General features: G+C 62.2%; 22 protein-coding genes and 2 tRNA genes. 22 read left to right on the top strand and 2 right to left on the bottom strand.

Features of this window, described 5'->3' with window-relative positions; genetic code table 11:
* The 12 genes from DWY05_RS02785 (at nucleotide 1) to DWY05_RS02730 (ending at nucleotide 9,985) form a co-directional block, all read left to right on the top strand.
* Nucleotides 1–996, top strand: a complete 996-nt coding sequence (locus DWY05_RS02785; RefSeq protein ID WP_117820347.1) for an ABC transporter ATP-binding protein — start codon at nucleotides 1–3, stop codon at nucleotides 994–996.
* Nucleotides 986–1,771, top strand: a complete 786-nt coding sequence (locus tag DWY05_RS02780; protein WP_158558670.1) for an ABC transporter ATP-binding protein — start codon at nucleotides 986–988, stop codon at nucleotides 1,769–1,771. Before DWY05_RS02785 ends, DWY05_RS02780 begins: the two co-directional genes overlap by 11 nt.
* Before the next feature lie 76 nt (nucleotides 1,772–1,847).
* Nucleotides 1,848–3,011: a double-cubane-cluster-containing anaerobic reductase gene (locus DWY05_RS02775; RefSeq protein ID WP_199409528.1), complete on the top strand. Its 1,164-nt coding sequence runs from the start codon at nucleotides 1,848–1,850 to the stop codon at nucleotides 3,009–3,011.
* 156 nt (nucleotides 3,012–3,167) lie between these two features.
* On the top strand, nucleotides 3,168–3,932 hold the full coding sequence (locus tag DWY05_RS02770) for an acyl-CoA dehydratase activase (RefSeq protein WP_117820345.1): 765 nt from the start codon (nucleotides 3,168–3,170) through the stop codon (nucleotides 3,930–3,932).
* 14 nt (nucleotides 3,933–3,946) lie between these two features.
* Nucleotides 3,947–5,164 carry a glycosyltransferase family 4 protein gene (locus tag DWY05_RS02765; protein ID WP_117820344.1) on the top strand — a complete coding sequence of 406 codons (1,218 nt, stop codon included), beginning with the start codon at nucleotides 3,947–3,949 and terminating at the stop codon, nucleotides 5,162–5,164.
* Complete coding sequence (gene selD / locus DWY05_RS02760; RefSeq protein WP_117820343.1) at nucleotides 5,157–6,206, top strand: selenide, water dikinase SelD; 1,050 nt, start codon at nucleotides 5,157–5,159, stop codon at nucleotides 6,204–6,206. The genes DWY05_RS02765 and selD overlap by 8 nt, the downstream gene beginning before the upstream one ends.
* Nucleotides 6,207–6,267: 61 nt before the next feature.
* Nucleotides 6,268–6,894 carry a sulfurtransferase-like selenium metabolism protein YedF gene (gene yedF, locus DWY05_RS02755; protein ID WP_117820342.1) on the top strand — a complete coding sequence of 209 codons (627 nt, stop codon included), beginning with the start codon at nucleotides 6,268–6,270 and terminating at the stop codon, nucleotides 6,892–6,894.
* Nucleotides 6,895–6,913: 19 nt separating this feature from the next.
* Complete coding sequence (locus DWY05_RS02750) at nucleotides 6,914–7,165, top strand: DUF3343 domain-containing protein (protein WP_117820341.1); 252 nt, start codon at nucleotides 6,914–6,916, stop codon at nucleotides 7,163–7,165.
* On the top strand, nucleotides 7,162–8,301 hold the full coding sequence (locus tag DWY05_RS02745) for an aminotransferase class V-fold PLP-dependent enzyme (RefSeq protein WP_117820340.1): 1,140 nt from the start codon (nucleotides 7,162–7,164) through the stop codon (nucleotides 8,299–8,301). The genes DWY05_RS02750 and DWY05_RS02745 overlap by 4 nt, the downstream gene beginning before the upstream one ends.
* A gap of 77 nt (nucleotides 8,302–8,378) precedes the next feature.
* The gene (gene brnQ, locus DWY05_RS02740; protein ID WP_117820339.1) at nucleotides 8,379–9,737 is read left to right on the top strand and encodes a branched-chain amino acid transport system II carrier protein; all 1,359 of its coding nucleotides are present in this window, start codon (nucleotides 8,379–8,381) and stop codon (nucleotides 9,735–9,737) included.
* A 91-nt stretch (nucleotides 9,738–9,828) separates the two neighbouring features.
* Nucleotides 9,829–9,905: transfer RNA gene (locus DWY05_RS02735), tRNA-Pro, on the top strand.
* A 6-nt stretch (nucleotides 9,906–9,911) separates the two neighbouring features.
* A tRNA-Gly gene (locus DWY05_RS02730) sits at nucleotides 9,912–9,985 on the top strand.
* Nucleotides 9,986–10,526: 541 nt separating this feature from the next.
* Here the strand turns inward: DWY05_RS02730 and DWY05_RS02725 are convergent.
* Entirely contained in the window at nucleotides 10,527–11,003 is a 477-nt protein-coding gene (locus DWY05_RS02725) for a PIN domain-containing protein (protein WP_199409526.1), read from the bottom strand.
* Nucleotides 10,996–11,319, bottom strand: a complete 324-nt coding sequence (locus DWY05_RS02720) for a type II toxin-antitoxin system RelB/DinJ family antitoxin (RefSeq protein WP_117820338.1) — start codon at nucleotides 11,317–11,319, stop codon at nucleotides 10,996–10,998. The genes DWY05_RS02725 and DWY05_RS02720 overlap by 8 nt, the downstream gene beginning before the upstream one ends.
* A 354-nt stretch (nucleotides 11,320–11,673) precedes the next feature.
* On the opposite strand from DWY05_RS02720, the gene DWY05_RS02715 reads away from it, so the two are divergent.
* The 10 genes from DWY05_RS02715 (at nucleotide 11,674) to DWY05_RS02670 (ending at nucleotide 24,415) form a co-directional block, all read left to right on the top strand.
* Nucleotides 11,674–12,267, top strand: coding sequence for a 4Fe-4S dicluster domain-containing protein (locus DWY05_RS02715; RefSeq protein WP_324249591.1), 594 nt, complete (start codon nucleotides 11,674–11,676; stop codon nucleotides 12,265–12,267).
* A gap of 75 nt (nucleotides 12,268–12,342) precedes the next feature.
* Complete coding sequence (gene fdhF, locus DWY05_RS02710; protein ID WP_117820337.1) at nucleotides 12,343–14,565, top strand: formate dehydrogenase subunit alpha; 2,223 nt, start codon at nucleotides 12,343–12,345, stop codon at nucleotides 14,563–14,565.
* A gap of 78 nt (nucleotides 14,566–14,643) precedes the next feature.
* Nucleotides 14,644–15,261 carry a 4Fe-4S dicluster domain-containing protein gene (locus DWY05_RS02705; protein ID WP_022095203.1) on the top strand — a complete coding sequence of 206 codons (618 nt, stop codon included), beginning with the start codon at nucleotides 14,644–14,646 and terminating at the stop codon, nucleotides 15,259–15,261.
* A complete protein-coding gene (gene hyfB / locus DWY05_RS02700) occupies nucleotides 15,254–17,272 on the top strand; it encodes a hydrogenase 4 subunit B (protein WP_099431573.1) in 2,019 nt (672 codons plus the stop codon). Before DWY05_RS02705 ends, hyfB begins: the two co-directional genes overlap by 8 nt.
* Nucleotides 17,273–17,289: 17 nt before the next feature.
* Nucleotides 17,290–18,213, top strand: a complete 924-nt coding sequence (locus tag DWY05_RS02695) for a respiratory chain complex I subunit 1 family protein (protein ID WP_006234113.1) — start codon at nucleotides 17,290–17,292, stop codon at nucleotides 18,211–18,213.
* Between the two features lie 16 nt (nucleotides 18,214–18,229).
* Nucleotides 18,230–19,687 (top strand): hydrogenase 4 subunit D, encoded by a 1,458-nt coding sequence (locus tag DWY05_RS02690; RefSeq protein ID WP_006234112.1) that lies wholly within the window; start codon nucleotides 18,230–18,232, stop codon nucleotides 19,685–19,687.
* A 10-nt stretch (nucleotides 19,688–19,697) separates the two neighbouring features.
* Entirely contained in the window at nucleotides 19,698–20,351 is a 654-nt protein-coding gene (gene hyfE / locus DWY05_RS02685; protein WP_099431574.1) for a hydrogenase 4 membrane subunit, read from the top strand.
* A 3-nt stretch (nucleotides 20,352–20,354) separates the two neighbouring features.
* Nucleotides 20,355–21,920 carry a hydrogenase 4 subunit F gene (locus DWY05_RS02680; RefSeq protein ID WP_099431575.1) on the top strand — a complete coding sequence of 522 codons (1,566 nt, stop codon included), beginning with the start codon at nucleotides 20,355–20,357 and terminating at the stop codon, nucleotides 21,918–21,920.
* A 4-nt stretch (nucleotides 21,921–21,924) separates the two neighbouring features.
* Nucleotides 21,925–23,697: an NADH-quinone oxidoreductase subunit C gene (locus tag DWY05_RS02675; protein ID WP_117820336.1), complete on the top strand. Its 1,773-nt coding sequence runs from the start codon at nucleotides 21,925–21,927 to the stop codon at nucleotides 23,695–23,697.
* Between the two features lies 1 nt (nucleotide 23,698).
* Nucleotides 23,699–24,415 carry a formate hydrogenlyase complex iron-sulfur subunit gene (locus DWY05_RS02670; RefSeq protein ID WP_117820335.1) on the top strand — a complete coding sequence of 239 codons (717 nt, stop codon included), beginning with the start codon at nucleotides 23,699–23,701 and terminating at the stop codon, nucleotides 24,413–24,415.
* Nucleotide 24,416 lies beyond the last annotated feature (1 nt).

Raw genomic sequence — 24,416 nt, 5'->3', positions numbered from 1 at the left:
ATGAGCGAACATCTTTTGGACGTGCGCGACCTCTGCATCTCGTTTGTGGGACGCGATGGCAACGCGCTGGAAGCCGTCAACAAACTCAACCTACATATCGATGCCGGTGAGATCGTTGGTGTTGTCGGCGAGTCCGGCTGCGGTAAGTCGGTGTTTGCCCAGAGTGTCATGCGCCTATTGGAGCATGAACAGAAGATGGCCTATGAGGGCCAGATTGTGTTTGATGGCGAGGATCTGCTGGCGCGTCCGCTCAAGACGATGCGCAAGGTGCGCGGCTGCGACATCGCCATGATTTTCCAGGACCCTTTGAGCTCGCTTAATCCCGTCATGACGGTCGGGGCCCAGGTCGTCGAGGCCGTGCGGGCCCACCGTAAGGTGGGCCGACGCGAAGCCCGCAACGAGGCTCTATCGCTGTTGGAGCGTGTGGGAATTCGAGATGCCGCGGCCCGCTTCGACATGTATCCGAGCGATTTTAGCGGCGGCATGCGCCAGCGCGTGATGATCGCCATGGCGCTCGCCGGACACCCGCGCCTGCTTATCGCCGATGAGCCCACCACGGCACTCGACACGACGACTCAAAAACAGATTTTGGACCTTCTGCGCGACCTCAACAGTTCCGAGGGCATGGCGGTGCTTTTTATCAGCCATGATTTGGGCGTCGTCACGAGCATCTGCTCGCGCGTGCACGTCATGTATCTGGGCCAAATCGTAGAAGAGATCGATGCCTGCGGCCTTATGGAGCGTCCGAGCCACCCGTATGCCCAGGGGCTCATCGCGAGCATTCCGCCGCTCGAAGGCGAGCGTGTTGACACGCTGGCGGATATTCCGGGCACAGTGCCGCCGCTTACGGCAATACCCTGTGGATGCCGCTTTGCGCCTCGTTGCGCCCGGGCGGACGAGCGTTGCCGAGCGCAGGAGCCTCCGCTGTTTGCCGTGAATGCGTGCGACCGGTCTAAATGCTGGCTTGTCGAGAAAGGGGAGTGCCATGGCTGTTGATAGCGAAGCCCTGCTTAGGGTCTCACATCTGACTAAAACGTATCCCATGTCGGGCTCAGGTTTTAAGCGTCAGGCCTTTACCGCCGTGGACGATCTGTCGTTTGAGATTGCACCGGGCGAGGTCTATGGCCTGGTTGGCGAATCCGGATCGGGCAAGTCGACGACTGGACGCCTGATCTGTGGTCTCGAGCGTGCGGATTCCGGCTCGATTGTCTATCGCGGGCACGACCTCGCCACGATGTCGGAGCGCGAACGCAAGCCATTTCGCCGTGAAATCCAGCTGGTATTCCAGGATAGCTCTACGGCTTTTGACCCACGTAACCGTGTCGGCCGCATTTTGGAGGAGCCGCTGATTATCGCCGGCGTGCGCGATGCGGATGAGCGCCATGAGCGCGCGTTCTCGGCCCTGGCCTCGGTCGGTCTTCTGGCAGAGCATTATGACCGCTATCCGCACGATCTTTCGGGGGGACAGCGCCAGCGACTCAATCTGGCACGGGCGCTTATTTGCGAGCCGCGCCTTGTGGTATGCGACGAGCCGGTCTCGGCGCTTGACGTGTCCGTTCAGGCCCAAGTGCTCAACTTACTTCGCGACCTGCAGCGCACATCGGGCGTGGCGCTGCTGTTTATCACGCATGATATGCGTGTGGTTCGGCATATGTCCGACCGGATTGGCGTGCTCTACCGCGGTCGTCTTGTCGAGGAGGGCGAGGCCGAGGACGTGATCGCGCACCCGAGCGATCCGTATACGCAGGAGCTTATCGACGCCATTCCCTAGAGGATGCTTCCTTTTGGGTATGGCGTGGGTTTGTTGTTTAATTGTCGGTATATCGGTGCAAGAGAGGGGAACTATTATGGCCGATATCGAAGAACAGCCGTTGCCGCGCACGTTTGAGGAGTTCAACGAGCAGCGCAAGGCGGCGTTTATTCGCGTTAAGGATTACAAGCAGGCGGGTAATCGCCTGGTCGGCTTTCTGTGCAGCTATACGCCGCTCGAGATTATCGATGCCGCGGGCGCCTCGAGCGTGGCTCTGTGCGGTACGTCCGACGAGGTGATTCCCGAGGCCGAGAAGGTGCTGCCGGCAAACCTCTGCCCGCTCATCAAGTCGACGTATGGTTTTGCCTATTCGCAAAAGTGCCCGTTTACGTACTTTAGCGACATGATCATCGGCGAGACCACCTGCGACGGCAAGAAGAAGATGTACGAGCTACTCAACGAGCTTAAGCGCACGCACATTCTGCATCTTCCGCAGGGTCGCGATCGCGCCTACGAGCGTGAGGGTTGGTACGAGGAGTGCCGCCTGCTCAAGGAGGAGCTCGAGAACTTCTACGGCATCACGATTACCGACGATGACCTACGTGCTGCCGTCCGACGCCGCAACCGTCTGCGTGCGGCGCAACTCGAGATGTTTGCCCTCCAGGCCAACCAGCCTGCGGCCATGAGCGGCGTCGACCTGATGAGCACCATGTTTGCCGGTACGTTCAGCTTTGATATCGAGGCTTATACGCAGCAGCTGGAGCAAAAGGTTGCCAAGCTGCGTGAGGCCTACAACGCGGGTGAGCGCCCGGTCGCGGCAGATGCCAAGCGCATTCTGATTACCGGTTGCCCGGTGGGCGGCGTGATCAACAAGATCGGTCGCACCATCGAGTCCAACGGCGGTGTGGTCGTATGCATGGACGACTGCTCGGGCGAGCGCACGGCGGCCATGATGATCGACCCGGAGGCTCCCGATATCCTGCGCGCCATCGCCGACCGCTACCTGGACATCAACTGCTCGGTCATGACGCCCAACGACGGTCGTATGGAAAATACACTGGCCATGTGCGAGAAGTATCACGTCGATGGCGTGGTAGAGGGCGTGCTACAGGCGTGCCATACCTTTAACGTGGAGAGTGCACGCATGCAGGAGGCTGTCGAGGGTGCGGGTATTCCGTACATGAAGATTGAGACCGATTACAGCAACGGCGATATGGGCCAGATCGAGACGCGCATCGCCGCCTTTATCGAGACACTCTAGCTTCCTCGGGCACTGGATCTTGCCCCTCAAACCGTCGCTTGCGTACCACAAAGTACGCTGCGCTCCTCTTTCGGGGCAACCTCCGGCACCTGAGGAAGCTAGAGCTAAGACGCCTGAACGCGCTGCTGTCTTTGATGTTTAGATTAGGAGAGAGCCATGATAGGGATCGGGATCGATATCGGGTCTACGGCGGCTAAGGCCGCTGTGGTCGATGGGGCGGGTTCGGTGGCGTGGACGTGCGTGCAGCCAACCGGGTTCTCGTCGGTCGATGCGGCCGAGCGCTTGCGCGGCGAGCTTGCTTCAGCCGGCTATGACGTGACGGCCGAAGATGCTCGCGTGGTCGCGACTGGCTACGGCCGTGTCGCCGTGCCCTATGCGCACAAGGTCGTGACCGAGATCACCTGCCACGGCACCGGTGCCGTGCGCCTGTTTGGCGAGCAGGGCACGGTGATCGACGTGGGCGGTCAGGATACCAAGGTCATCCAACTCAAGGGTGGCCGCGTGGCCAAGTTTGCCATGAACGACAAGTGCGCCGCCGGCACGGGGCGCTTTTTGGAGATCATGGCCGACCGCCTGGGCATTTCCCAGCAGCAGATGGCCGACCTGGCGCGTTCCGGCGAGCCTACCAAGATCAGCAGCATGTGCACGGTCTTTGCCGAAAGCGAGGTCATCAGCCTGATCGGTCGCGGTGAGCCGCGCGAGAACATCGCACGTGGCGTGATCGACAGCGTGGTCTCGCGCGTGGCGACCATGGCCGGGCAGGCCGCCGGCGCCCCGTACTACCTGACCGGTGGGCTGTGCGAGAACGCCTTCGTGGTGGAGCGGTTGGGCGAGCTACTGGGGTCGCCGGTGACCACCTCGCCCCAGGCTCGCTTTGCCGGTGCCATCGGCGCGGCGATTCGCGCCGCCGCCTTGGCCTAGGGGTGTACCGCGACATGCGCATCCTCAATATCTCGGCACAAAAACCAGATAGCACTGGCAGCGGCACCTACCTTGCCGCGCTCGTGCGCGAGCAGATCGAGACGGGGCATCGCGCCGCCGTGCTTTGCGGTGCGGCGCCGGGTGATACCCAAGGCGAGCTGGACCGGCGTGCTACCGTGTTTGCCGTACCGTTCGAGTCGCCCGAGCTGCCGTTTCCCATCTGCGGTATGTCCGATGTCATGCCCTATCCCTCCACACGCTATCGTGACCTGACGCCTTCGATGCTCAAGGCGTTTGAGCGGGCATTTGCTGCTGCAATCGATCGGGCGGTGGCTGAGTTTCGGCCCGATCTGGTGCTCTGCCATCACCTGTATCTGGTGGCCGCATTGGCGCGCGAGCGCGTTCGGGGCGTGCCTGTTGTTGCCGTGTGCCATTCGACCGACCTGCGGCAGTTACGTTCGCATGCTCTCGAGCGCGATCGCATCGTAAGTGCGGTTCGTCGGCTCGATGCCGTCTTTGCGCTCCAAGCTGAGCAGGCTGAGCAGATTGGCCTGGTGTGCGGCGTCGATGCCGATCGCATCCACGTGATTGGGACGGGCTACGACCATCGCGTCTTCTGCCGCGACGCAAGCGTGGCGAGGCAGCCGGGATCGCTTGTGTACGTGGGCAAGATTTGCTTTAAAAAGGGCGTCGAGTCGCTGGTTCGAGCCGTGTCATTGCCGATTGACGATGACGTCCGCCCATCTGGCTTGGTACTTGTGGGCGGCCGCGGGGACGATGCCGAGTACGTGCGTATCGAGCACTTGACCGCGGCCTCGGATGTGCCGGTGACGCTGGCGGGGCGCCTGGATAGCGATGGGCTCGTGCGTGCCTACCGCAGTTCCGACGTCTTTGTGCTGCCTTCGTTTTACGAGGGTCTGCCGCTCGTGACGATTGAGGCCCTCGCGTGCGGCTGCAAAGTTGTGGCGACCGATTTGCCCGGCGTTCGTCCCTGGATGGAGGCGATGCTTCCCGGTGCTCCCGTGACGTGGGTGGCGTTGCCGCGTATGACGGATGTCGACACGCCCGTGGCGGCCGACCTTCCGTTGTTTGAGCGCGCACTGGCAGATGCTATCGCGCAGGCGCTTGCGGCTCCGCCTTCGACGTTCGAGCCGTCGGCGGTCTCTTGGGAAGCGTGCCTGGGGCGTATACTTAAAGTTGTTGATTTGTTGGAAGGGGGTTCGTATGGCTAAGGACACCATGAGGCTCACGTCCATGACGGCCGCGAGCGGTTGAGCCGCTAAGTTGGCCCCCGGAGCCCTCGCCCAGGTCCTGGGCGATTTACCCAATGTGCATAACGACAACTTGCTCGTGGGGTTCGATACCTCCGACGATGCGAGCGTCTTCCGCGTAGGGGAGAACCTTGGCCTTGTGCAGTCCATCGACTTCTTCCCGCCGATGGTCGACGACCCGTTCCTGTTTGGCCAGATCGCCGCGGCCAACTCGCTGTCGGACATCTACGCCATGGGCGGGCGGCCGAGCCATGCCATGAACTTGCTGTGCATCCCGAGCTGCCTGGGCGTTGAGGTTGCCGGTCAGATTCTGGCGGGCGGCGCCGACAAGTGCGTCGAGGCGGGTTGCTCCATCGCGGGCGGTCACACCATCAACGACGACGAGCCCAAGTACGGCCTGTCCGTGAGCGGTTTTGTTGCGCTCGACCACATGCTCGCCAACAGCGGCGCACGCGTGGGCGATGTTCTGCTGTTGACCAAGGCGATCGGCTCGGGCATTATCACTACGGCCATTAAGGGCGAGCTTGTCGAGCAGGACGAGGCTGGTCCCATGTTTGACTCGATGCGCACCCTTAATGAGGCGCCGATTCGTCTGGCAGAGGGACTTGAGCTTCACGGCTGCACCGACATTACGGGCTTTGGTCTGATCGGGCATGCGTGCGAGATGGCCGAGGGCTCGGGTGTGCAGGTTGAGCTTGCGTCGGGGGCGGTGCCGCTCTTTGACCAGGTGCTCGACATGGCGCGTCTGGGCATTATCCCCGCTGGCTCCTACCGCAACCAGGACTTCTTTGGCCCGCGCGTGATGGCCGACGAGGACCTTGAGCCAGGCATGTTGGATGCGCTGTACGATCCGCAGACCTCGGGCGGCCTGCTTATCGCGGCGCCCGCGGCGGATGCGGATGAGCTTGCGCGTCGTTTACATGCCGAGGGGCGCGTTGCCGCCGCCGTCGGTCGCGTGTGCGAGCCGGTGCCAGGCGGTCCTGCCGTTCACGTTGTCCGCTAGCCCGCACGTTTATGTAACTGTTTACCGTTCTCTAGAACGGTTCTTTCGAAAGGAATTTGCTATGTCTACCAAAATTGAAGTCAATGCCATGGGCGATGCCTGCCCGCTGCCCGTCGTCAAGACGCTCAAAGCCCTGAAGCAGCTCAATGGCGAGGGTGCCGTGGTGACCTCGGTCGACAACGAGACCGCTGTCAAGAACATCTCCAAGATGGCGCAGGAGAAGGGCTGCACGGCCTCGGTCGAGAAGGTTTCTGACGCCGAGTGGCACGTGACCGTGGCGACTTCTGGCGCCGTTGCCGTGGCCAATCCCGAGCAGGATGGCGCTGCCTTCTGCGACGCCAACGCCGGCAAGGGCAAGCTCGTCATTTCCGTCTACACCGACTGCATGGGCCGTGGCGACGACGAGCTGGGCCACAAGCTCATGAAGGCCTTCATCTTTGCCGTGACGCAGCAGGAGGAGCTGCCCGCGACTATGCTGTTCTACAACGGTGGTGCCAAGCTCACCGTAGAGGGCTCTCCGGTGCTCGACGACCTGAAGGGCCTGGCGGAGCAGGGTGTCGAGATTCTCACCTGCGGTACCTGCCTCGACCACTATGGCATTAAAGACCAGCTTGCGGTGGGCGAGGTCACCAACATGTACGTGATCGTGGAGAAGATGGAGCAGGCCGTGCGCGTTGTGCGCCCGTAGCGTATTGGTTGGAGTTGCCATGAGGGAGAAGTGCCCGGCGCTTGTCATCACGTTTCCCACCACGGCGGCCGCCATGGGCTGCGAGTCCCTGTGCATCGAGCGCGGCCTTCCCGGGCGAACGATTCCCGTACCCGGGGAGGTCGCTGCCGGCTGCGGTCTGGCGTGGAAGGCGTTGCCTGCCGATGAGGAACTGCTGCGCGGCGAGCTTGCCGCAGCGGGCATTCCCACCGAGGGCTATACCGTGATTGATATGTGGGAGGTCGTGCGATGATCTACCTGGATAACGCGGCGACGACCATGCACAAGCCGCAGGCGGTCATCGATGCCGTGACGCAGGCGATGTGCTCGCTCGGCAATGCCGGGCGCGGCGCCACGTCGGGTGCGCTCGATGCGGCGCGTACCATCCACGGCTGCCGCGCCAAGCTTGCGCGCCTTTTGGGTTGCCCGAGGGCGGACCATGTGTGCTTTACGCCCAACTCCACCGCGGCGCTCAACACCGTCATCAATGGTGTGGTGCGCCCCGGCGACCGCGTGGTCACGACGGTGCTCGAGCACAACTCCGTGCTGCGTCCGCTCAACCGCCTGGCGGTAGAGCAGGACGTGACCGTTGAGCATGTGGGCTGCGACGCGAACGGCGTGCTCGACTACGACGAGCTCGAGCAGCTGGTCACGCCGGGCACGCGTGCCGTGGTGGTGACGCACGCCTCCAATGTGACCGGCAACGCGGTCGACATTGCGCGCGTGGCTGCCATGGCCCATGCGGCCGGCGCGCTGGTGATCGTCGATGCCTCGCAGTCTGCCGGCACGGCGCATATCGATATGCAGGCCATGGGGCTCGACGTGGTGTGCTTTACCGGCCACAAGGGGCTCATGGGTCCGCAGGGGACCGGCGGCCTGGCCGTGGCAGAGGGCATTGACGTGTCTCCGTGGGCCATGGGCGGCACGGGCGTGCACAGCTTCGACCCACTGCAGCCGCTTGAGTGGCCTACGCGCTTGGAGGCGGGCACGCTCAACGGTCACGGCATCGCGGGCCTTTCTGCCGGCCTCGACTTTATCGAGGCCCAGGGTGGGGTCGAGGCGATTGCTGCCCACGAGCGTGCGCTCGCTGATCGCTTCCTTGCCGGTGTGCGCAAGATTCCGGGGATTAAGCTCTACGGTGCGTTTGACCAACCCGTGCGCTCGGCGATCGTGTCGCTCAACGTTGGCGATATCGACTCTGCCGAGATCTCGGATGCGCTCATGCAAGGGTGGGGGATTGCGACGCGCCCCGGCGCCCATTGCGCCCCGCTCATGCACCGTGCGCTGGGGACCGAGCGCCAGGGCGTTGTCCGCTTCTCGTTTGGGTATTTCAACACGACCGAAGAAGTCGATACGGTTGTCGATGCTCTGTGCGATTTAGCCTGCTAAAGCTGCTAGACCGTTTATACTTGCGGGACGGGTGTTTTTGCCCGTCCCGTTTTTGTTTCGACCCGAAAGGTGGTCCCATGGCTTCATCCGCCCCGCGTGGTCTGCGCTCCGACCATGTCGTCACCGTCGGCATCGCCCTGTTCTCGATGCTCTTTGGCGCCGGTAACCTCATTATTCCGCCGCTGCTGGCGCTGCAGGCGGGTTCTGCCACGACGGTCGCCATGCTCGGCTTTCTCATCGCTGCCATCGGCCTGCCCGTCATGGGCTTTATCGCCGTGGCACTTGCCGGAACGGCGCGCGAGCTTGCCGGCCGCGTGCACCCCAAGTTCGGCGAGTTCTTTGTCGCGGCGGTCTACCTGGCTATCGGCCCGTGCCTGGCCATTCCGCGCACGAGCTCCACGGCCTTCGAGATGTTGGTGCCGCTGCTGCCCGAGGGCGTCTCGCTCGGCACGGCTCGCCTGGTGTTTGCCGTCGGCTTCTTTGTCATCGCGTTTGCGCTCACGCTGCGCCCCGGCGTCATCACACGCGTACTCGGCCGCATTACGGGCCCCGCGCTCATCGCCCTTATCGTATTGGTCGTGGGCGCTGCCGTGGTCTCGCCGCTGGGTCCCGCTGCCGCGCCGCAGGCTCCCTATAATGCCGGTGTTGCCGTGCAGGGCTTTTTGACCGGCTATCAGACCATGGACCTGCTCGCGTCGCTCGCCTTTGGCATCATCATCGCCGAGACCATTCACGAGCTGGGCGTGACCGACGACAAGCGCGTGGCCTTCGAGATCTCGCGCTCCGGCGTGATCGCCGGCGTGCTCATGGCCATCATCTACTGCGGTCTGGCCCTTGCCGGTATGCAACTCGGCACTGTGATGCCCGACGCCATCAACGGCGCTGCCATCCTTGCTCGCTCGGCCTCCATGCACTTTGGCCTTGCCGGCACGGTTGTGGTCTTTGCGATCTTTTTCCTCGCCTGCATGAACGTGTGCATCGGCCTCATCAGCTGCTGCTCGCGTTACTTCTGCGAGACGTATGTGGTCGAAGGGGGAGCGGAGGCGTCCGAGGAGGCCATGCGCCGTCCCTTTGCGGTTCTCGCCTTTGTGTTCGCGGCGTTTTCGTGCGTGCTTTCCAACGTGGGTCTCGACATGATCCTTATGTTCTCGGTGCCCATGCTCAACGCTTTGTACCCCGTTGCCATTGTGCTGGTGCTTATGGGCCTGGTGCACGGCTTTTGCGACGCTCATCCGCAGGTGTGGGTCTGGGTCGGCGGCGTCGTTGCTGTGCAGAGTGTGATCACCTCGGTCCGCGATGCGTTCTTTGCGGGCACGTGGCTGCCGTTTGATGCGCTACCCCTGGCAGACATCGGTGCCGCGTGGGCGCCGGTCGCCGTAGTTGCCTTTGTGATCGGTCTGCTCCACAGCAAGTTTGTCGCACATTCGAGGAGCTAGGGTTTCTGCGCTTGCACAGGCGGTGAGTCTCCCCTATAATTTCCTTCGCTTTGGGACACGCAAGGTTTAGACCTTAGCTGCTCAACACCTTCGGGACGTGGCGCAGTTTGGTAGCGCGCCTGCTTTGGGAGCAGGATGTCGCAGGTTCAAATCCTGTCGTCCCGACCATATCTTGCGGGCGTAGTTCAATGGTAGAACCCCAGCCTTCCAAGCTGATGACGCGGGTTCGATTCCCGTCGCCCGCTCCATAAGAATTGTTTTAACGGCTTTGGTTTTCTTTGGGGATCAGAGCTGTTTTCGTTTACGCGCCGGGCGACGGGAATCGAACCCGCTCCGCGCCCACCTAAGTTGCGGTGAAATACGGACTGTCTTTTGGCTTTTGCGAGCCCATTAAAGGCCGGGGTAGCTAATTTGGAGCGGGCTATTTGACTGCTCTAGCGATCGGCTGGCAAATGTGGCCAAAAAAGCCCTGTCACAAAATGACCGGTCTGGTGTTGGGCCACGAAAGCGGCCCATCTACTACGTTTGGCCTGCAGGGGTCGACCATAGCGGCATTTTCGGAAAATCGGCAAGCCGTCTACCAGCTGTTTTGATATTTCGGATTTCGGTATGGTCGAGGGTAATCGGTTAAACGTAGTAGATGGGCCCATTTTGTGGCGAACGGCGTGCTTCGCGGTCCAAGGCCGCCGGTTTCGGATGGCCAACGTAGAAGTCGCGGTGAAGTAGTTTCTGAAAAGCGCGAATAAGCCTAAACGGAACTATTTCACCGCAACTTAGGTGGGGATGGGGTTAGCTGCGACCGCGGTGGCGGAGCTTGTCGATGGTGGAGTCGGTGCTTCGGCTGCGGGCTTCGGCGGCGCGGTCGCGGGCTTCGGCAGCGGTTTGGCGCTTGCGGCGGTAATCGATCATGCCTTGGATGATGGGCTTGCCAAAGCTCACGACATCATCGTTGTAGATGGCGGTTCGGGCTGCGAGGAGGCAGTCGGAAAAGTCCATATGGGTCTTGCCAAAGAGTTTGACGGCAAGGGCGACAACGGTGGGCTCGTCGACCATGACGTCATCGAGCAGCCTTTTCATGGCCGCAGCAATCTCAACGCGGGGAACCTTATAGACGTCGCGCAGCGTGACCACGACGCGCGTGATGATTTCGGGGTAGACGCGAGCAGTGCGCGTGGCGATGACCTTGGCGGCGCGCGGTGACAGAACTTCGTCGTCGTCAAGCAGATAGCGTAGGATGACGGTCTCGTCGATGATGGTGCTACTCATGGATATCTACTTCCTCGGGACCCAAAATCGAATCGTCGCTTTCTGTGGCAAGGTATTCAATCCAGGCATTGCGCTCCTCGGAGCGGCGATTGGGATCTCCATATGCTTTGAGCGATCCATAGGCGGCGGTGCCGTCCTTTGTGCGCACGGCGACCGGCTGAAAGGGGAGCTTGCGCATCAAAATGCTCTGCGCGACAAAAAGGCGCACGGCCTCGGCGAGCGATGTGCCCATGGCGTCGTAGAGACGCTCGGCATGCTGCTTGTCTTCCTCGCGAATGCGCACCTGCAGGATGGCTCGTTTTTGAGTCGATGACATCACTGGCCTCCCTTAATGAGCGTGCAATTTGAATAGTCAAATACAGCATCGGCTAATAATAGTCAATCTTACAACCACTACTTTATTGCACTAGAGTAATTGAGTGTAAACGATATTACAAACGTACTACATCCTTCAGAAATGAGCGCAAAATCTCTCTCGGACGTACGCGTGTAATACACTCGCCTTTATATCCTATCGAGAATAATTCCAACCTGCCAAAACCCCTGCAATACACCCGTATTGCAGGGCCTATGCTCAAGTTTGCCCCCTGCAACTGCGTATATTTAACCTGTATATCGTTGGAGGAATTCTATCGAAGTGCCTGTTTCGCCGCATGCACTCGATACGCCGATGCCGGACCACGGGCGGTCCGGGGCAACGTCGGCAGGGTCTCTCCGGCATGGGATTCAGGAGGGAGTGAACAACATGGGCAATAAACGAGTCGTGGCTGATTCTTCACGCTGCATTGGGTGCCAAACCTGTATGGCGGCGTGCATCGAGGCACACGATATTCCCGGCAACATCGCCGCACCTCGCTTACGCGTAACGCGCACCTACGAGATCTCCGCGCCGGTGGCATGTCACCACTGCGAGGACGCTCCGTGCGCGAAGGCCTGTCCTACGGGCGCCTTGTTCTTTGATCCAAAGAACCATCGTATCGGCGTCAACGAGGACAACTGCATCGGTTGCAAGAGCTGCGTTATGGCATGCCCCTTTGGCGCCGTGAGCGTGGCGACCACGCAGGTCCCCGTCTTGATGGGTGACGTTCGCGTGGGTTCGCAGACTAAGAGCTTCGTGCTCAAGTGCGACCTGTGCGTGGACCGTCCCGGCGGTCCGGCGTGTGCCGAGGCGTGCCCGACCAAGGGCCTCACCCTGGTAGACGAGGAGCGTCTGGCAGAACTGACTGCCGAGCGTGCCCGCGCCACCATCGAAAACGAGGCGTAAGTGTTGGGGCGACAGGCCCAATGATTGTCAAATAAGTACCGAGTATTCGGTAGCAGAGAAAGGAAGGAGGGTGTCATGGAGAAGCATAAAGTGATCTGCCCGTATTGCGGCGCCGGTTGCCAGTTTAACCTCTTGGTCCAAAACGGCCAGGTCGTGGGTACCGAACCGCTCAACGGCATCACCAACCAGAGCGAGCTGTGCCTTAAGGGCATGAGCGGCTACGACTTCATCAACGACACCAAGATCTTGACTCCTCGCGTACTGCACCCGATGATCCGCCGCACTAAGGGCGCGGATCTTGAGCGCGTAAGCTGGGACGAGGCACTGGATTTCACCGCATCTAAGATGCAGGCCATAATTGACGAATATGGTCCTAACGCTGTCATGACCACCGGCTCTTCGCGAGGCGGCGGCAATGAGGCGAACTACGTCATGCAGAAGTTTACGCGTGCGTGCATCGGCACCCACAGCGTGGACAACTGCGCCCGTACTTGACACGGCCCTACTGTCCTCGGTCTGATGGACACGGTTGGTTCAGGTTGCATGTCATGCTCCATCCCCGGTATGGAGGATGCGGGCTGCATTTTCCTCTTCGGCTATAACCCTGCCGATTCGCACCCCATCGTCGCAAGGCGTATCGTGCGAGCCAAAGAAAAGGGTTGCAAGATCATCGTCGCCGACCCGCGCCATATCGAAACCGCGCGTATCGCCGATATCTACCTTCCGATCAAGAACGGTTGCAACGTCGCATTCCTCAACGCCTTTGCTAACTGTCTTGTCAACGATGGCCTCTACGACAAGGAATTCGTCGCCGAGCACACGAACGGCTTTGACGAGTGGTGGGAGACCATCAAGAACTACACTCCCGAATCCGTACAGGACATCACGGGTGTCGATCCCGCGCTGATCCACCAAGCTGCCGAGATGTACGCCACGGCGAAGCCCTCTGCCATCATTGGCTGGGGCATGGGCGTATGCCAGCAGAAGCAGAACCTGAAGACGGTGCACACCATCGCCTCCATCGCCTGCGTTGCCGGCCAGATCGGCAAACCCAATTCCGGCCTCGCGCCCGTGCGCGGTCAGAATAACGTTCAGGGCTCCTGCGATATGGGCATGCTGCCCAACCTGTACCCTGGCTACCAGAAAGTCACCGACCCCGCAGTGCGTGCCAAGTTTGCCAAGGCTTGGGGCGTGCCCGAGGAAAAGCTCCCGCTCGAGGAGGGCTACAAGCTCACCGACCTGGGCCACCTGGTCGACGAGGGCAAGGTGCACTGCTTCTACAACTACGGCGAGGACCCGGTGCAGACCGAGCCCGATTCGGCCGGCATGCGCAAGACGCTCTCCGAGCTGGATCTGTTCATTTGCCAGGACATCTTTATGACGCAGACGACCATGCTCGCCGACGTCATCCTGCCCGCTACCTCTTGGGGCGAGCACGAGGGTGTCTTTACCGCATCCGACCGTAGCTTCCAGCACTTTGACGCGGCCGTTCCGCCCAAGGGCGAGTGCCGCCACGACTGGGAGATCTTCGCGGACCTGTCCACGCGCATGGGCTACCCCATGCACTACGACAACACCGAGCAGATCTGGAACGAGTGCATTAGCCTGTGCCCCAACTTTGTGGGCGCGACCTACGAGAAGATGGCTCCCGAGGGCGGCTACGCCCAGTGGCCCGTCAAGAGCACCGATGTGAACGACCACGGCACGGCCGACATGTTCGCTGGTGGCAAGTTCACCACCAAGGACGGCCGCGCCAACCTGATGGCACACGACTGGGAGGCGCCCTCCGAGCTTCCCGACGATGAGTACCCGCTCATCCTGTGCACCGTCCGCGAGGTCGGCCACTACAGCTGCCGCTCGATGACCGGCAACTGCAAGACGCTGGCACTGCTTGCCGACGAGCCCGGCTTTGTCCGCATGAATCCCGCGGACGCCCAGGCACGCGGCATCAAGAATGGCGACATCGTCTCGATCCACAGCCGCCGCGGCCAGGTATACAGCCGCGCCGACGTGAGCGACCGCATCAACAAGGGCACGGTCTATATGACCTACCAGTGGTGGATCGGCAAGTGCAACGAGCTGACCATGCACAAGGTCGACCCGGTCTCGCATACGCCCGAGGACAAGTTCTCCGCCTGCCAGGTCGACGCTATCGCCGACCAGGTCTGGGCCGAGGGCGAGGTCGAGCGTCAGTACACCGAGCTCAAGCAGGCTCTGGTGGACGCCGCCGCTCCCCAGGACGTTGAGCCTGGCGCCGCCAAGTTCGACGACGAGACGCACGTGAATCAAATCGTGTAGTCCCGTTCTCGTTGGCTTTTTGGGCCGGGCGTCCCGTACGTTCGGGAGCCCGGCCCGTTATTTTGAAAGGAAGTGGGGATGAACCGCTTCATCGACATCAACCCGGAGAGGTGCATCGGTTGCGGAACATGCCAGTCCGCCTGTGCCGACGCCCACCGGATGCAGGGTCTTCAGGATACGCCGCGCCTGGCGCTCGTGAAGACCGGCGGTATTTCGGCCGCCCTTGCCTGCCACCATTGCGAGGGTGCCCCCTGCGCCGAGGTCTGCCCGGTGAATGCCATCGAGCACGATGGCGATCGCATCCACGTCAAGGAGCAGGAGTGCATCGGGTGCAGGCTGTGCGCCATCGCGTGCCCCTTCGGAGCCATCCATCCCGATGGCACGTCTATCGCCGGTGTCGCAGGCATGTGCGACCCGACGCCTTCGTATCCTAAGTCCCTGAGCAGCCTGCTTACGTGGGCTCCCGGCCAGTACACCTGCGCTGTTAAGTGCGACCTGTGCGCCTTCGATCCGGACGGTCCGCATTGTGTGGCGGCGTGCCCCACCAAGGCGCTGACTGTCATGGGCGGCGCGGCCGATCGCGAGCTCGACGAGGCCAAGCGCCTGCGCTCGATCGAAAACGGTCCGGTCGTCGACGTTACCGCTGTGGCCCAGGGTCTGTCCGAGAAAGCAGAAGGGAGCGTAAACAATGGATAGCATGACGCTGTTTATCGCATCGCTTGCCGTCTCGTGCATCGGTGCGCTCGCCTCGGTTCTGCTGATTAAGGCCGACAACGCCGCCAAGACCGCCGGCTGCCTGATCGGCGCCGTCGCGGCCGTGCTGTCGTTCATCGCGGGCCTCGAGGCCGTGCTTGGCGACGTTTCGTCCCTCAACACGGTCTTCTTCTTCCCGTTCGCCCGTCTCGAGCTCTTGCTCAACGGCCTTGCGGGCCTGATCGTGGTCCTCATCTCGATTCTCGCCTTTGCGGGCTTCATCTACGGTCTGTCCTACTTCGACGAGTACCCGGGCAAGGTCGGGCGCGCCGGCTTCTTTATGAACACCTTCGTCGCCTCGATGATGCTCGTCATCACCGCCGACAACGTGTTCTGGTTCCTGGTCGCCTTTGAGCTCATGTCCCTTACGAGCTACTTCCTTGTCGTTATCGAGGAGAACAAGAACTCCATTAGGGGCGGTTGGCTCTACTTCGTCATCGCGCACGTCGGCTTCGTTCTCATCATGGCGAGCTTCCTGCTCATGACCAACGGCGTGGGCGGTTCCTTCAGCTTCAGTGATTTCCGTACGCATGACTTTGGACCCGCCGTCTCCTCCGCGTGCTTCGTCCTCGCGTTCTTCGGATTTGGCGCGAAGGCCGGTATCATTCCGCTGCACTCCTGGCTGCCCCAGGCGCACCCCGAGGCGCCGTCCAACGTGTCCGCCCTCATGTCCGGCGGCATGATCAAGATCGGCATCCTGGGAATCCTCAAGGTCGGTCTCGACCTGCTCGCGGGTTCGGGCGTCCAGCTCTGGTGGGGCCTCATGGTCCTGGTCTTCGGATCCATCTCGTCGGTCCTGGGTGTCGTCTACGCCCTCCACGAGCACGACATCAAGCGCCTGCTTGCCTATCACTCCGTCGAGAACATCGGCATCATCTTGCTCGGTGTCGGCGCGTCCATGACGGCGCACGCCCTGGGCAACGACGTCATCGCGACGATCGCGCTCATGGCCGCCCTCTACCACACGCTCAACCACGCCATGTTCAAGGGCGAGCTGTTCCTCGGCGCGGGCTCCCTGCTCTATGCCACGGGTACGCGCAACATGGAGAAGATGGGCGGTCTGTTCCGCCGCATGCCGGTCACGGCCGTCTGCTTCCTCATCGGTGCCCTTGCCATCTCGGCCATCCCGCCGCTCAACGGCTTCGTTTCCGAGTGGTTCACCTACCAGTCCCTGTTCAACATCTCGACGCTCTCCGACCCGGTCGTCATGGTGTTCGCCGTCGCCTCCGCGGCCGCCCTCGCCATCACCGGTGCCCTGGCCGTCACGTGCTTCGTGAAGGCCTACGGCGTCTCGTTCGCGAGCAGCCCTCGTTCCCAGGAGGCCGCGAACGCCAAGGAGTCCCCGGCTCCGATGTTGTTCTCGCAGATGCTCCTCGCGGCCATCTGCGTGGTACTGGGAATCGGCTCCCCGGTCATCGCCCCGGTTCTGGGCGACGTCGCCCAGAGCGTGCTTGCCGGCTCCGCCGTCACAGCCACCTCGGGCGTGTCTCTCGTGAACGAGATTTCCGGTGCCGCCACCTCCACCCCCGCGATCGCCATCGCGCTCGTGGTCCTCACCGGCCTCGCGTTCGCGTTGAGGTCCTGCCTCGGCGCCAAGGCCCCCGCTAAGAAGACCGACCCTTGGGCGTGCGGCTACGAGCCCAACGAGCACATGCCCGTCGTCGCTACGAGCTTCGCGTCCGACGTCGAACTCTTCATGGGCCCGCTCTACACCCTGCGCGAGGTATGCACCAAGATCTGCTGGTCCATCGCGCACGTGTTCCAGAAGCTCACCGGTGTCGCCCAGGGCGTCGAGCCCCTGCCCGACCGTTTCCTGGTCGATGCACCGAGCGAGGGTGCCGACAAGCTGGCCGGCCTCGCCTCCAAGATCGAGGGCGGCAACTACTCCGTATACATCTGCTACATCGTCGCGGCGCTCGTGGTCTTCCTCGTGCTCGCCGTGGTCATGGTCTAGAGAGGGGAGAGGATATTATGAACATCGTTCTTGCGATGGCGCAGGGCCTCGTGGTCATGCTGGTCGCGCCCTTCTTCTCCGGCCTCGCCCGTGTGATTCGCGCGAAGATGCACAATCGCCGCGGTCCGTCCATCCTTCAGGATTACCGGGACCTCGCGAAGCTCATGGCGCGTCCCGAGTCCGTGAGTTCCGACTCGAGCTTCGTGCTGCGCATCATGCCGCCGCTGTTCCTCGCGGTGTCGTTTATGCTCGCCATGGGCCTGCCCATGTTCACGCTCCAGAGCCCCATGCCCGTCTTTGGTGACGCCATCACCATCATGTACGCGCTCGCGCTGTCCCGCTTCTTCTTCGCGCTGTCCGGCGTGGATTCCTCCAACGCCTACGCGGGCTTCGGCGGTATCCGCGAGCTCCTCATGAGCGTGCTCATCGAGCCGTCCATGCTCATCGCGCTGTTCACCGTCGCCATCGTGTGCGGCTCCACGGACATTGCGACCATGGGTCAGCACATCGTTACGGGCAACGTCTCGAGCGTCGTCGCCGTTATCCTCGCCGGCGTCGCCTTCGCGGCCGCCTGTTACATGGAGCTCGGCAAGCTTCCGTTCGATCAGGCCGAAGCCGAGCAGGAGCTCCAGGAGGGCCCGCTCGCCGAGCTCTCCGGCCCGTCCCTGGCCATGATGAAGCTCGCCATGGGCATGAAGCAGGTCGTGGTCGTCGCTTGGTTCACCTCCATCTTCATCCCCTGGGGAGAGCCCGCGACCATCGGTGTCACCGCTCTCGTGGGCGCCGTCGTCTTCCTCGTCAAGTGCCTGGTCGATTTCGTCGTCTGCGGCGTGCTCGAGAACTCCGTTTCCCGTTCGCGCTTCAAGGTGCTCGGTAACCAGACCTGGGCCGTCGTCGGCATCGCGGTCCTCGCGTTCGTCTTCGTCGTCGTAGGCGTGTAGGGAGAAGGGAGAAACTATGTCAATCGAATCGAGCTTGTCCCTCTTTGCCATGGTGGCGATCGCCGTCCCCATGCTGGGCTCCCTGCTCATCGTCATGCTGCCGCGTCCCTACGCTAAATGGATCTGCGCCTTTGCCGGCGGCATCGCCACGGTCGCTTCCGTTGGCTTGGCCGCGACGTTTGCCGGAAACGGCATGAACGCGGTCGATGTAACCTGGGCGAGTATGGGCCAGACCTTGGTCATGGGCTTCATATTCGACCGGATGAGCACGCTGCTCGCACCCGCGTTCGTCGCTATCGGCCTGCTCGTCGTCATCTATTCGTTCCCGTACATGAGCGATAAGAATAAGGAGCATCCCGACGCGCCCCGTCGTCGCTTCTACGTGTACTTCTCCACGTTCATCGGCGCCATGGCCGGTCTCGCCTACAGCTCCACCATCGTCGGCCAGCTCGTTTTCTTCGAGATCACCGGTGTGTGCTCCTGGGGCCTCATCAGCTACTACATGACGCCCACGGCCAAGAAGGCCGGTATGAAGGCGCTCATCATCACCCATATCGGCGCTCTGGGACTCTACATCGGCGCGGCCTTCCTGTTCGCCGGAACCGGCACGTTCGCGCTGAGCGCGATCTCCCAGCTCGATTCCGGTATGAAGACCGTCGTGCTGCTGCTCATCCTGTTCGCTGCTTGGGCCAAGTCCGCCCAGTTCCCGCTCTACATGTGGCTGCCCTCCGCAATGGAGGCCCCCACGCCCGTTTCCGCCTACCTTCATGGCGCGTCCATGGTTAAGGTCGGCGTGTGCGTGTTCGCCCGCGCTCTTGCGAGCGCCGGCGATATCCCCGAGATCGTCGGTTGGGTCGCCATCATCGACGCCGTCGTGACCATGCTCTTCGGCTTCCTCATGTACCTGCCCCAGAAGGATATGAAGCGCCTGCTCGCCTTCTCGACGATCGCGCAGCTCGCCTACGTGTTCTTTGGCCTGGGCCTCTCCGTGTTCGGAAGCCAGATGGCGTTTAACGGCGCCGTCGAGCACATCTTCAACCACGCGTTCACCAAGACCCTGTTCTTCCTCATCGCTGGCTCTCTCAGCTTCACGCTGGGAACCCGTATGCTGCCCAAGATCCAGGGCCTCATGAAGAAGTACCCGGTCACGGGCGTGGGCTTTGCGGTCGCCGCGACCGCTATCGCCGGCGTGCCCCCCATGAGCACGTTCTTTTCCAAGTTCCAGATCATTTCCGGTGGCTTCGCGGTTGGTGCTACCAACACGGTCATCTTTGTCCTCGTGTGCGTCATGGTCGTCGAGACCGTCGCCACCTTCGCATGGTTCCTGCGTTGGATGGGTAAGGTCCTGCCCGGTGAGCCGAGCGAGACCGTGGCCGCCGGCCAGCCCCTTCCGCGCGCCATGGCGTTCGTGTTCGTCGTCCTCATGATCATGGTCGTCGTCGCCGGTCCTCTGTCCTCTAGTTGGATGGGTTAGGAGGTAGGACATGGGTTATTCGTTAGTCAATATCCTGGGCGGTCTTCTGATCGTGACCTCCACCATGGTGGTCGTCTCGAAGACCATCCCGTCCGCCATCAAGTGGTACGCGATCCAGTCGGTTGTCCTGGTGGGCGTGCTGCTCACCCTGGGCCTCACCACCGGTGCCACCGAGCTTCTCATGTGGGCCGCGTCGGCCTTCGTCACCAAGGTGATCCTCGTTCCGTTCATTCTCAACCGTGCCTACAAGAAGATGGGTTCGCCTGCCGATAGCACGCTGACCTCCTCCATCAAGCCGGCCTGGACCATCATCCTCACCGGTCTGGAGGTGGCCGTCTGCTTCGCGGTGGTCACGCGCCTGAGCCTGCCCACCGCCGAGGTGGCCACTCCGGCCCTCGCCATCAGCTTCGCGCACTTCTTCGTCGGCCTCACGTGCATCATCTCCCAGCGCAACATCCTCAAGCAGATCTTCGGGTACTGCCTTATGGAGAACGGTAGCCACGTGACGCTCGCTCTGCTCGCGCCCACGGCCCCCGAGATCATCGAGATCGGCATCGCCACCGACGCCATCTTCGCCGTCATCATCATGTCCGCCGTCGTCGTGAGGATTTGGAACGACACCAAGTCGCTCGACTCCCACGACCTGACCGAATTGAAGGGGTAGGCCATGGATGTTTCAATGCTGACGGTCGCCCTGCTCGCTTGTCCTCTCGTGTTCTCCCTGATTATGGCTGCGCTCCCCAAGACGACGTCCTACAACGTCTTCGCGGGGCTCAACACCATCTCCGTCGCGGCGACCCTTGTCCTTTCGGTCGTCACCGCGGGAACCATGCTCTCGAGCGGGCAGAATATCGACGCTTTGGGCCTGTGGCTCCATCTCGATTCGCTCTCGTCGATCTTCGTCCTTCTGGTAGGCATCATCGGGTTCATCACCGGCGTGTACTCCATCTCCTATATCAAGATCGATATCGAGGAGAAGACCATGCCGGCCGAGCGCACCAAGCAGTACTACGCGCTGTTCAGCCTGTTCGTCTTCACGATGCTGCTCGCCTGCCTGTCCAACAACATCATCCTCACCTGGGCGGCGGTCGAGGCCACTACGCTGTCGACCGTGTTCCTCGTGGGCATCTACAAGAACAAGCAGGCGCTCGAGGCGTCTTGGAAGTACGCGATGGTCTGCACCGCCGGTGTGGCCTTCGGCCTGTTCGGCACGCTGCTCATCTACGCGAACGCCGCCGATATCATGCCCAACGCGCATGAGGCCGCCTTCCTCACCTCCATCATGCCCTACGCCGACCAGTTCGACCCGATGCTCGTGCGCCTCGCGTTCGCGTTCATCGTCATCGGCTTCGGCACCAAGGCGGGCCTGTTCCCCATGCACACCTGGCTGCCCGACGCGCACTCCCAGGCTCCGAGCCCGGTCTCCGCGCTGCTCTCGGGCGTGCTGCTCAAGTGCGCCATGCTGGTGATCATCCGCTTCTACTCCCTGTCCATCATCACGGTGGGCGACACCTATCCGCGAACGCTCCTGCTCATCCTGGGCACGCTGTCCATCCTGGTGGCTGCCCTGTGCATCTTCAAGCAGGACGATATCAAGCGCCGCTTCGCGTACTCCTCCGTCGACAACGTCGGCGTGGTCGCGCTGTGCCTGGGTATCGGTGGCCCGCTCGGTATCGCCGCCTGCCTGCTGCACTGCATCTTCCACGGCTTCACGAAGGCGCTCGCCTTCTGCATGGCCGGTAACATCCAGCACATCTACCACACCCGCGACCTGAACAAGATCAAGGGCGTCGTCGAGATCGCTCCCGTCACGGCAGCGCTCACCATCATCGCCCTGCTCGCGCTCGCCGCCTTCCCGCCGTTCGCCCTGTTCATCTCCGAGTTCCTCACCTTCGTGGCCGGCGTTCAGTCCGGTCCCATCTGGGTGGTCGTGCTCGTGGCCATCGGCCTCACCGGCGTGTACTTCGCCCTTACCGGCATCGCGCTCAAGTCCATCTTCGGCAAGGCGCCCGAGGGCATGAAGCGCCACGAGGTGCCCGCCCTCATGATCATCCCCGAGATCGCCCTCGCGATCGTGGTCATGTGGTTCGGTATCGCCACCCCGGTCGCCATCACGAGCGGCGTCGAGGATGCAACGTCCGTCGTTTTGAACCAGAGCGTCGAAGAGCTCCACGAGGCCCCTCTCTACCGCATGGTGTTCAGTTCCCAGACCAAGACAAGTGAGGTGAATTAGCACCATGGCAGAACCTGAAAAGAAGGACTACGCTCGTCGCTGCGAAAGCCACGTCGAGGCCCTGCGTGCTGCAGTGCCGGGCGCTATCGAGAAGGTCGAATGGCAGTGCGAGGACCAGCTGACGATCACCGTCAAGCAGGACAAGCTGCCCGAGGCCGTCCACTACCTGTATTACGAGCGCTACGGCTGGATTCCTGTGATTGTCGGCAACGACGAGCGCAGCCTGTGCGGCCGTTACGCCGTGTACTACGTCATCTCCATGGAGGGGGAGGACCCCGGCTGGGTTACCGTGCGTGCCGAGGTCGACCCCGCCAAGATGACGTTCCCGTCCGTGACGCCGTTCGTCCCCGCCTGCGTGTGGGGCGAGCGCGAGCTGCGCGATATGTTTGGCCTGATTCCCGAGGGTCTGCCCGACCGCCGTCGCCTGGTGCTTCCCGACGATTGGCCCAGCGGGCTGTACCCGTTGCGCAAGGATTCGATGGATTACCGTTTCCGCCCCGCCCCCGCGAGCGACATGGAAAACTACGAATTCCTGGCCGACACCAAGGGCAAGGAGACTACGCTCGTCCCCATGGGACCGCTGCACATCACCTCCGACGAGCCCGGCCACTTCCGCCTGTTCGTGGAGGGCGAGACGATCGTCGATGCCGACTACCGCCTGTTCTACGTGCATCGCGGTATGGAGAAGGTCGCCGAGACGCGCCTGAACTATGATGCCGTGACGTTCCTTGCCGACCGTATCTGCGGTATCTGCGGCTGCGCCCACTCGGTGGCCTACGCCGAGGCTGTCGAGCGCGCCCAGGGCATTCACGTCCCGCCGCGCGCGCAGTACATCCGCGCCATCATGCTCGAGGTCGAGCGCCTGCACTCGCACCTGCTCAACATTGGCCTCGCATCGCACTACACCGGCTTCGATTCCGGCTTCCAGCAGTTCTTCCGCGTTCGCGAGAAGTCCATGGACCTGGCCGAGAAACTCTCCGGCCACCGCAAGACCTACGGCCTCAATGTGATCGGTGGCGTGCGTCGCGACATTTTGGCCGAGCAGAAACTCTCCACGCTCACGACCATCCACCAGCTGCGCTCCGAGGTCCAGGAGCTCGTCGACGTTTTGCTCTCCACGCCCAACTTTATTGAGCGCACGAGCGGCATCGGCATTCTCGACCGTAAGATCGCCCGCGACTTTTCGCCGGTCGGCCCGCTCATGCGTGGTTCGGGCTATGCCCGCGACGTGCGCTTCGACCATCCCTTCGACGGCTACGCCGATCCGGACGTCATGAAGATGCATGCCGCCACGGCCGACACCTGCGACGCCTTCGGCCGTACCGCCGTGCGTATCCAGGAGGTCTACGATTCGATCGACATGATCGAGACCATGCTCGAGAACTGCCCGTCGGGCCCCATCCTCACCACGGATTGGGAGTACACCCCGCACAAGTACGCCATCGGCGCCACCGAGGCTCCGCGCGGCGAGGACGTGCACTGGGCCATGCTCGGCAATAACCAGAAGTGCTACCGCTGGCGCGCCAAGGCCGCCACGTACAGCAACTGGCCGGTCCTGCGCTACATGTTCCGCGGCAACACCGTGGGCGACGCGGCGCTGATTGTCGGCTCGCTCGACCCGTGCTACTCCTGCACCGACCGCGTAACGGTGACCGATGTCGCCGCCAAGCGCGACCACGTGCTCGACAAGGAGCAGTTCGAGAACGTCTGGCGCGACAAGTCGCCGCTTGCGGGCGAGGGCACCATGGCCGCTCCGCTCGATGAGGAGGCGCTCTAATATGCTGAAGCTTTGGAAGGTCAACGCCAAGGCCGGCGACGCGACGGTCAAGTACCCGTTTGCGCCGTTCCCCACCAACAAGGACATGCGCGGCAAGCCCGAGCACAATGCCGAGCTCTGCATCGCCTGCGGTGCCTGCGGCGTGGCGTGCCCGGCCGATGCCATTCGCATGGACACCGACCTTGCGGCCGATACCATTACCTGGTCGATCGACTACGGCCGCTGCATCTTTTGCGGCCGCTGTGAGGAAGCCTGCCCCATGGAGGCCATCAAGCTCACCGAGGAGTTTGAGCTGGCCGTCATGAGCAAGGACGACCTTACCAGCAAGAGCGTCTATACGCTCGAGCACTGCTCGCGTTGCGGCAAGCCGTTTGCCCCGCACAAGGAGATCGACTACGCTAAGCGCCTGCTGCAAAAGGCCGGCGGCATGGAGGCCGAGCAGGCTGCCCGTACCGTCGGTATGTGCCAGGAGTGCAAGCGCGAGCTCGACGCCCTGCGCGCCGCCTCGGCCGTAAAGACCGGCAACGCGCACGGCATGGCTGCCAACGAGACGCTCGCGTCCGGCGAGCCCCAGGGCCCCGGCATGGAGTATCTGGGCGGCCACGGCGTGAACCCGGAGTATATCGACCGCGAGCTCAACCCCGATGCGCCCGAGATTCCCGCCGGTCCTGCACCGGTCGAGGGCATCATCATGGATTTTGATACGAAGGAGGAGTAAC

The organism is Collinsella sp. AF23-4AC (assembly GCF_003462685.1).
Classification (GTDB): domain Bacteria; phylum Actinomycetota; class Coriobacteriia; order Coriobacteriales; family Coriobacteriaceae; genus Collinsella.
Note: the sequence above shows the minus strand (reverse complement) of the source record. Positions and strands in the feature narration are given on the sequence as shown.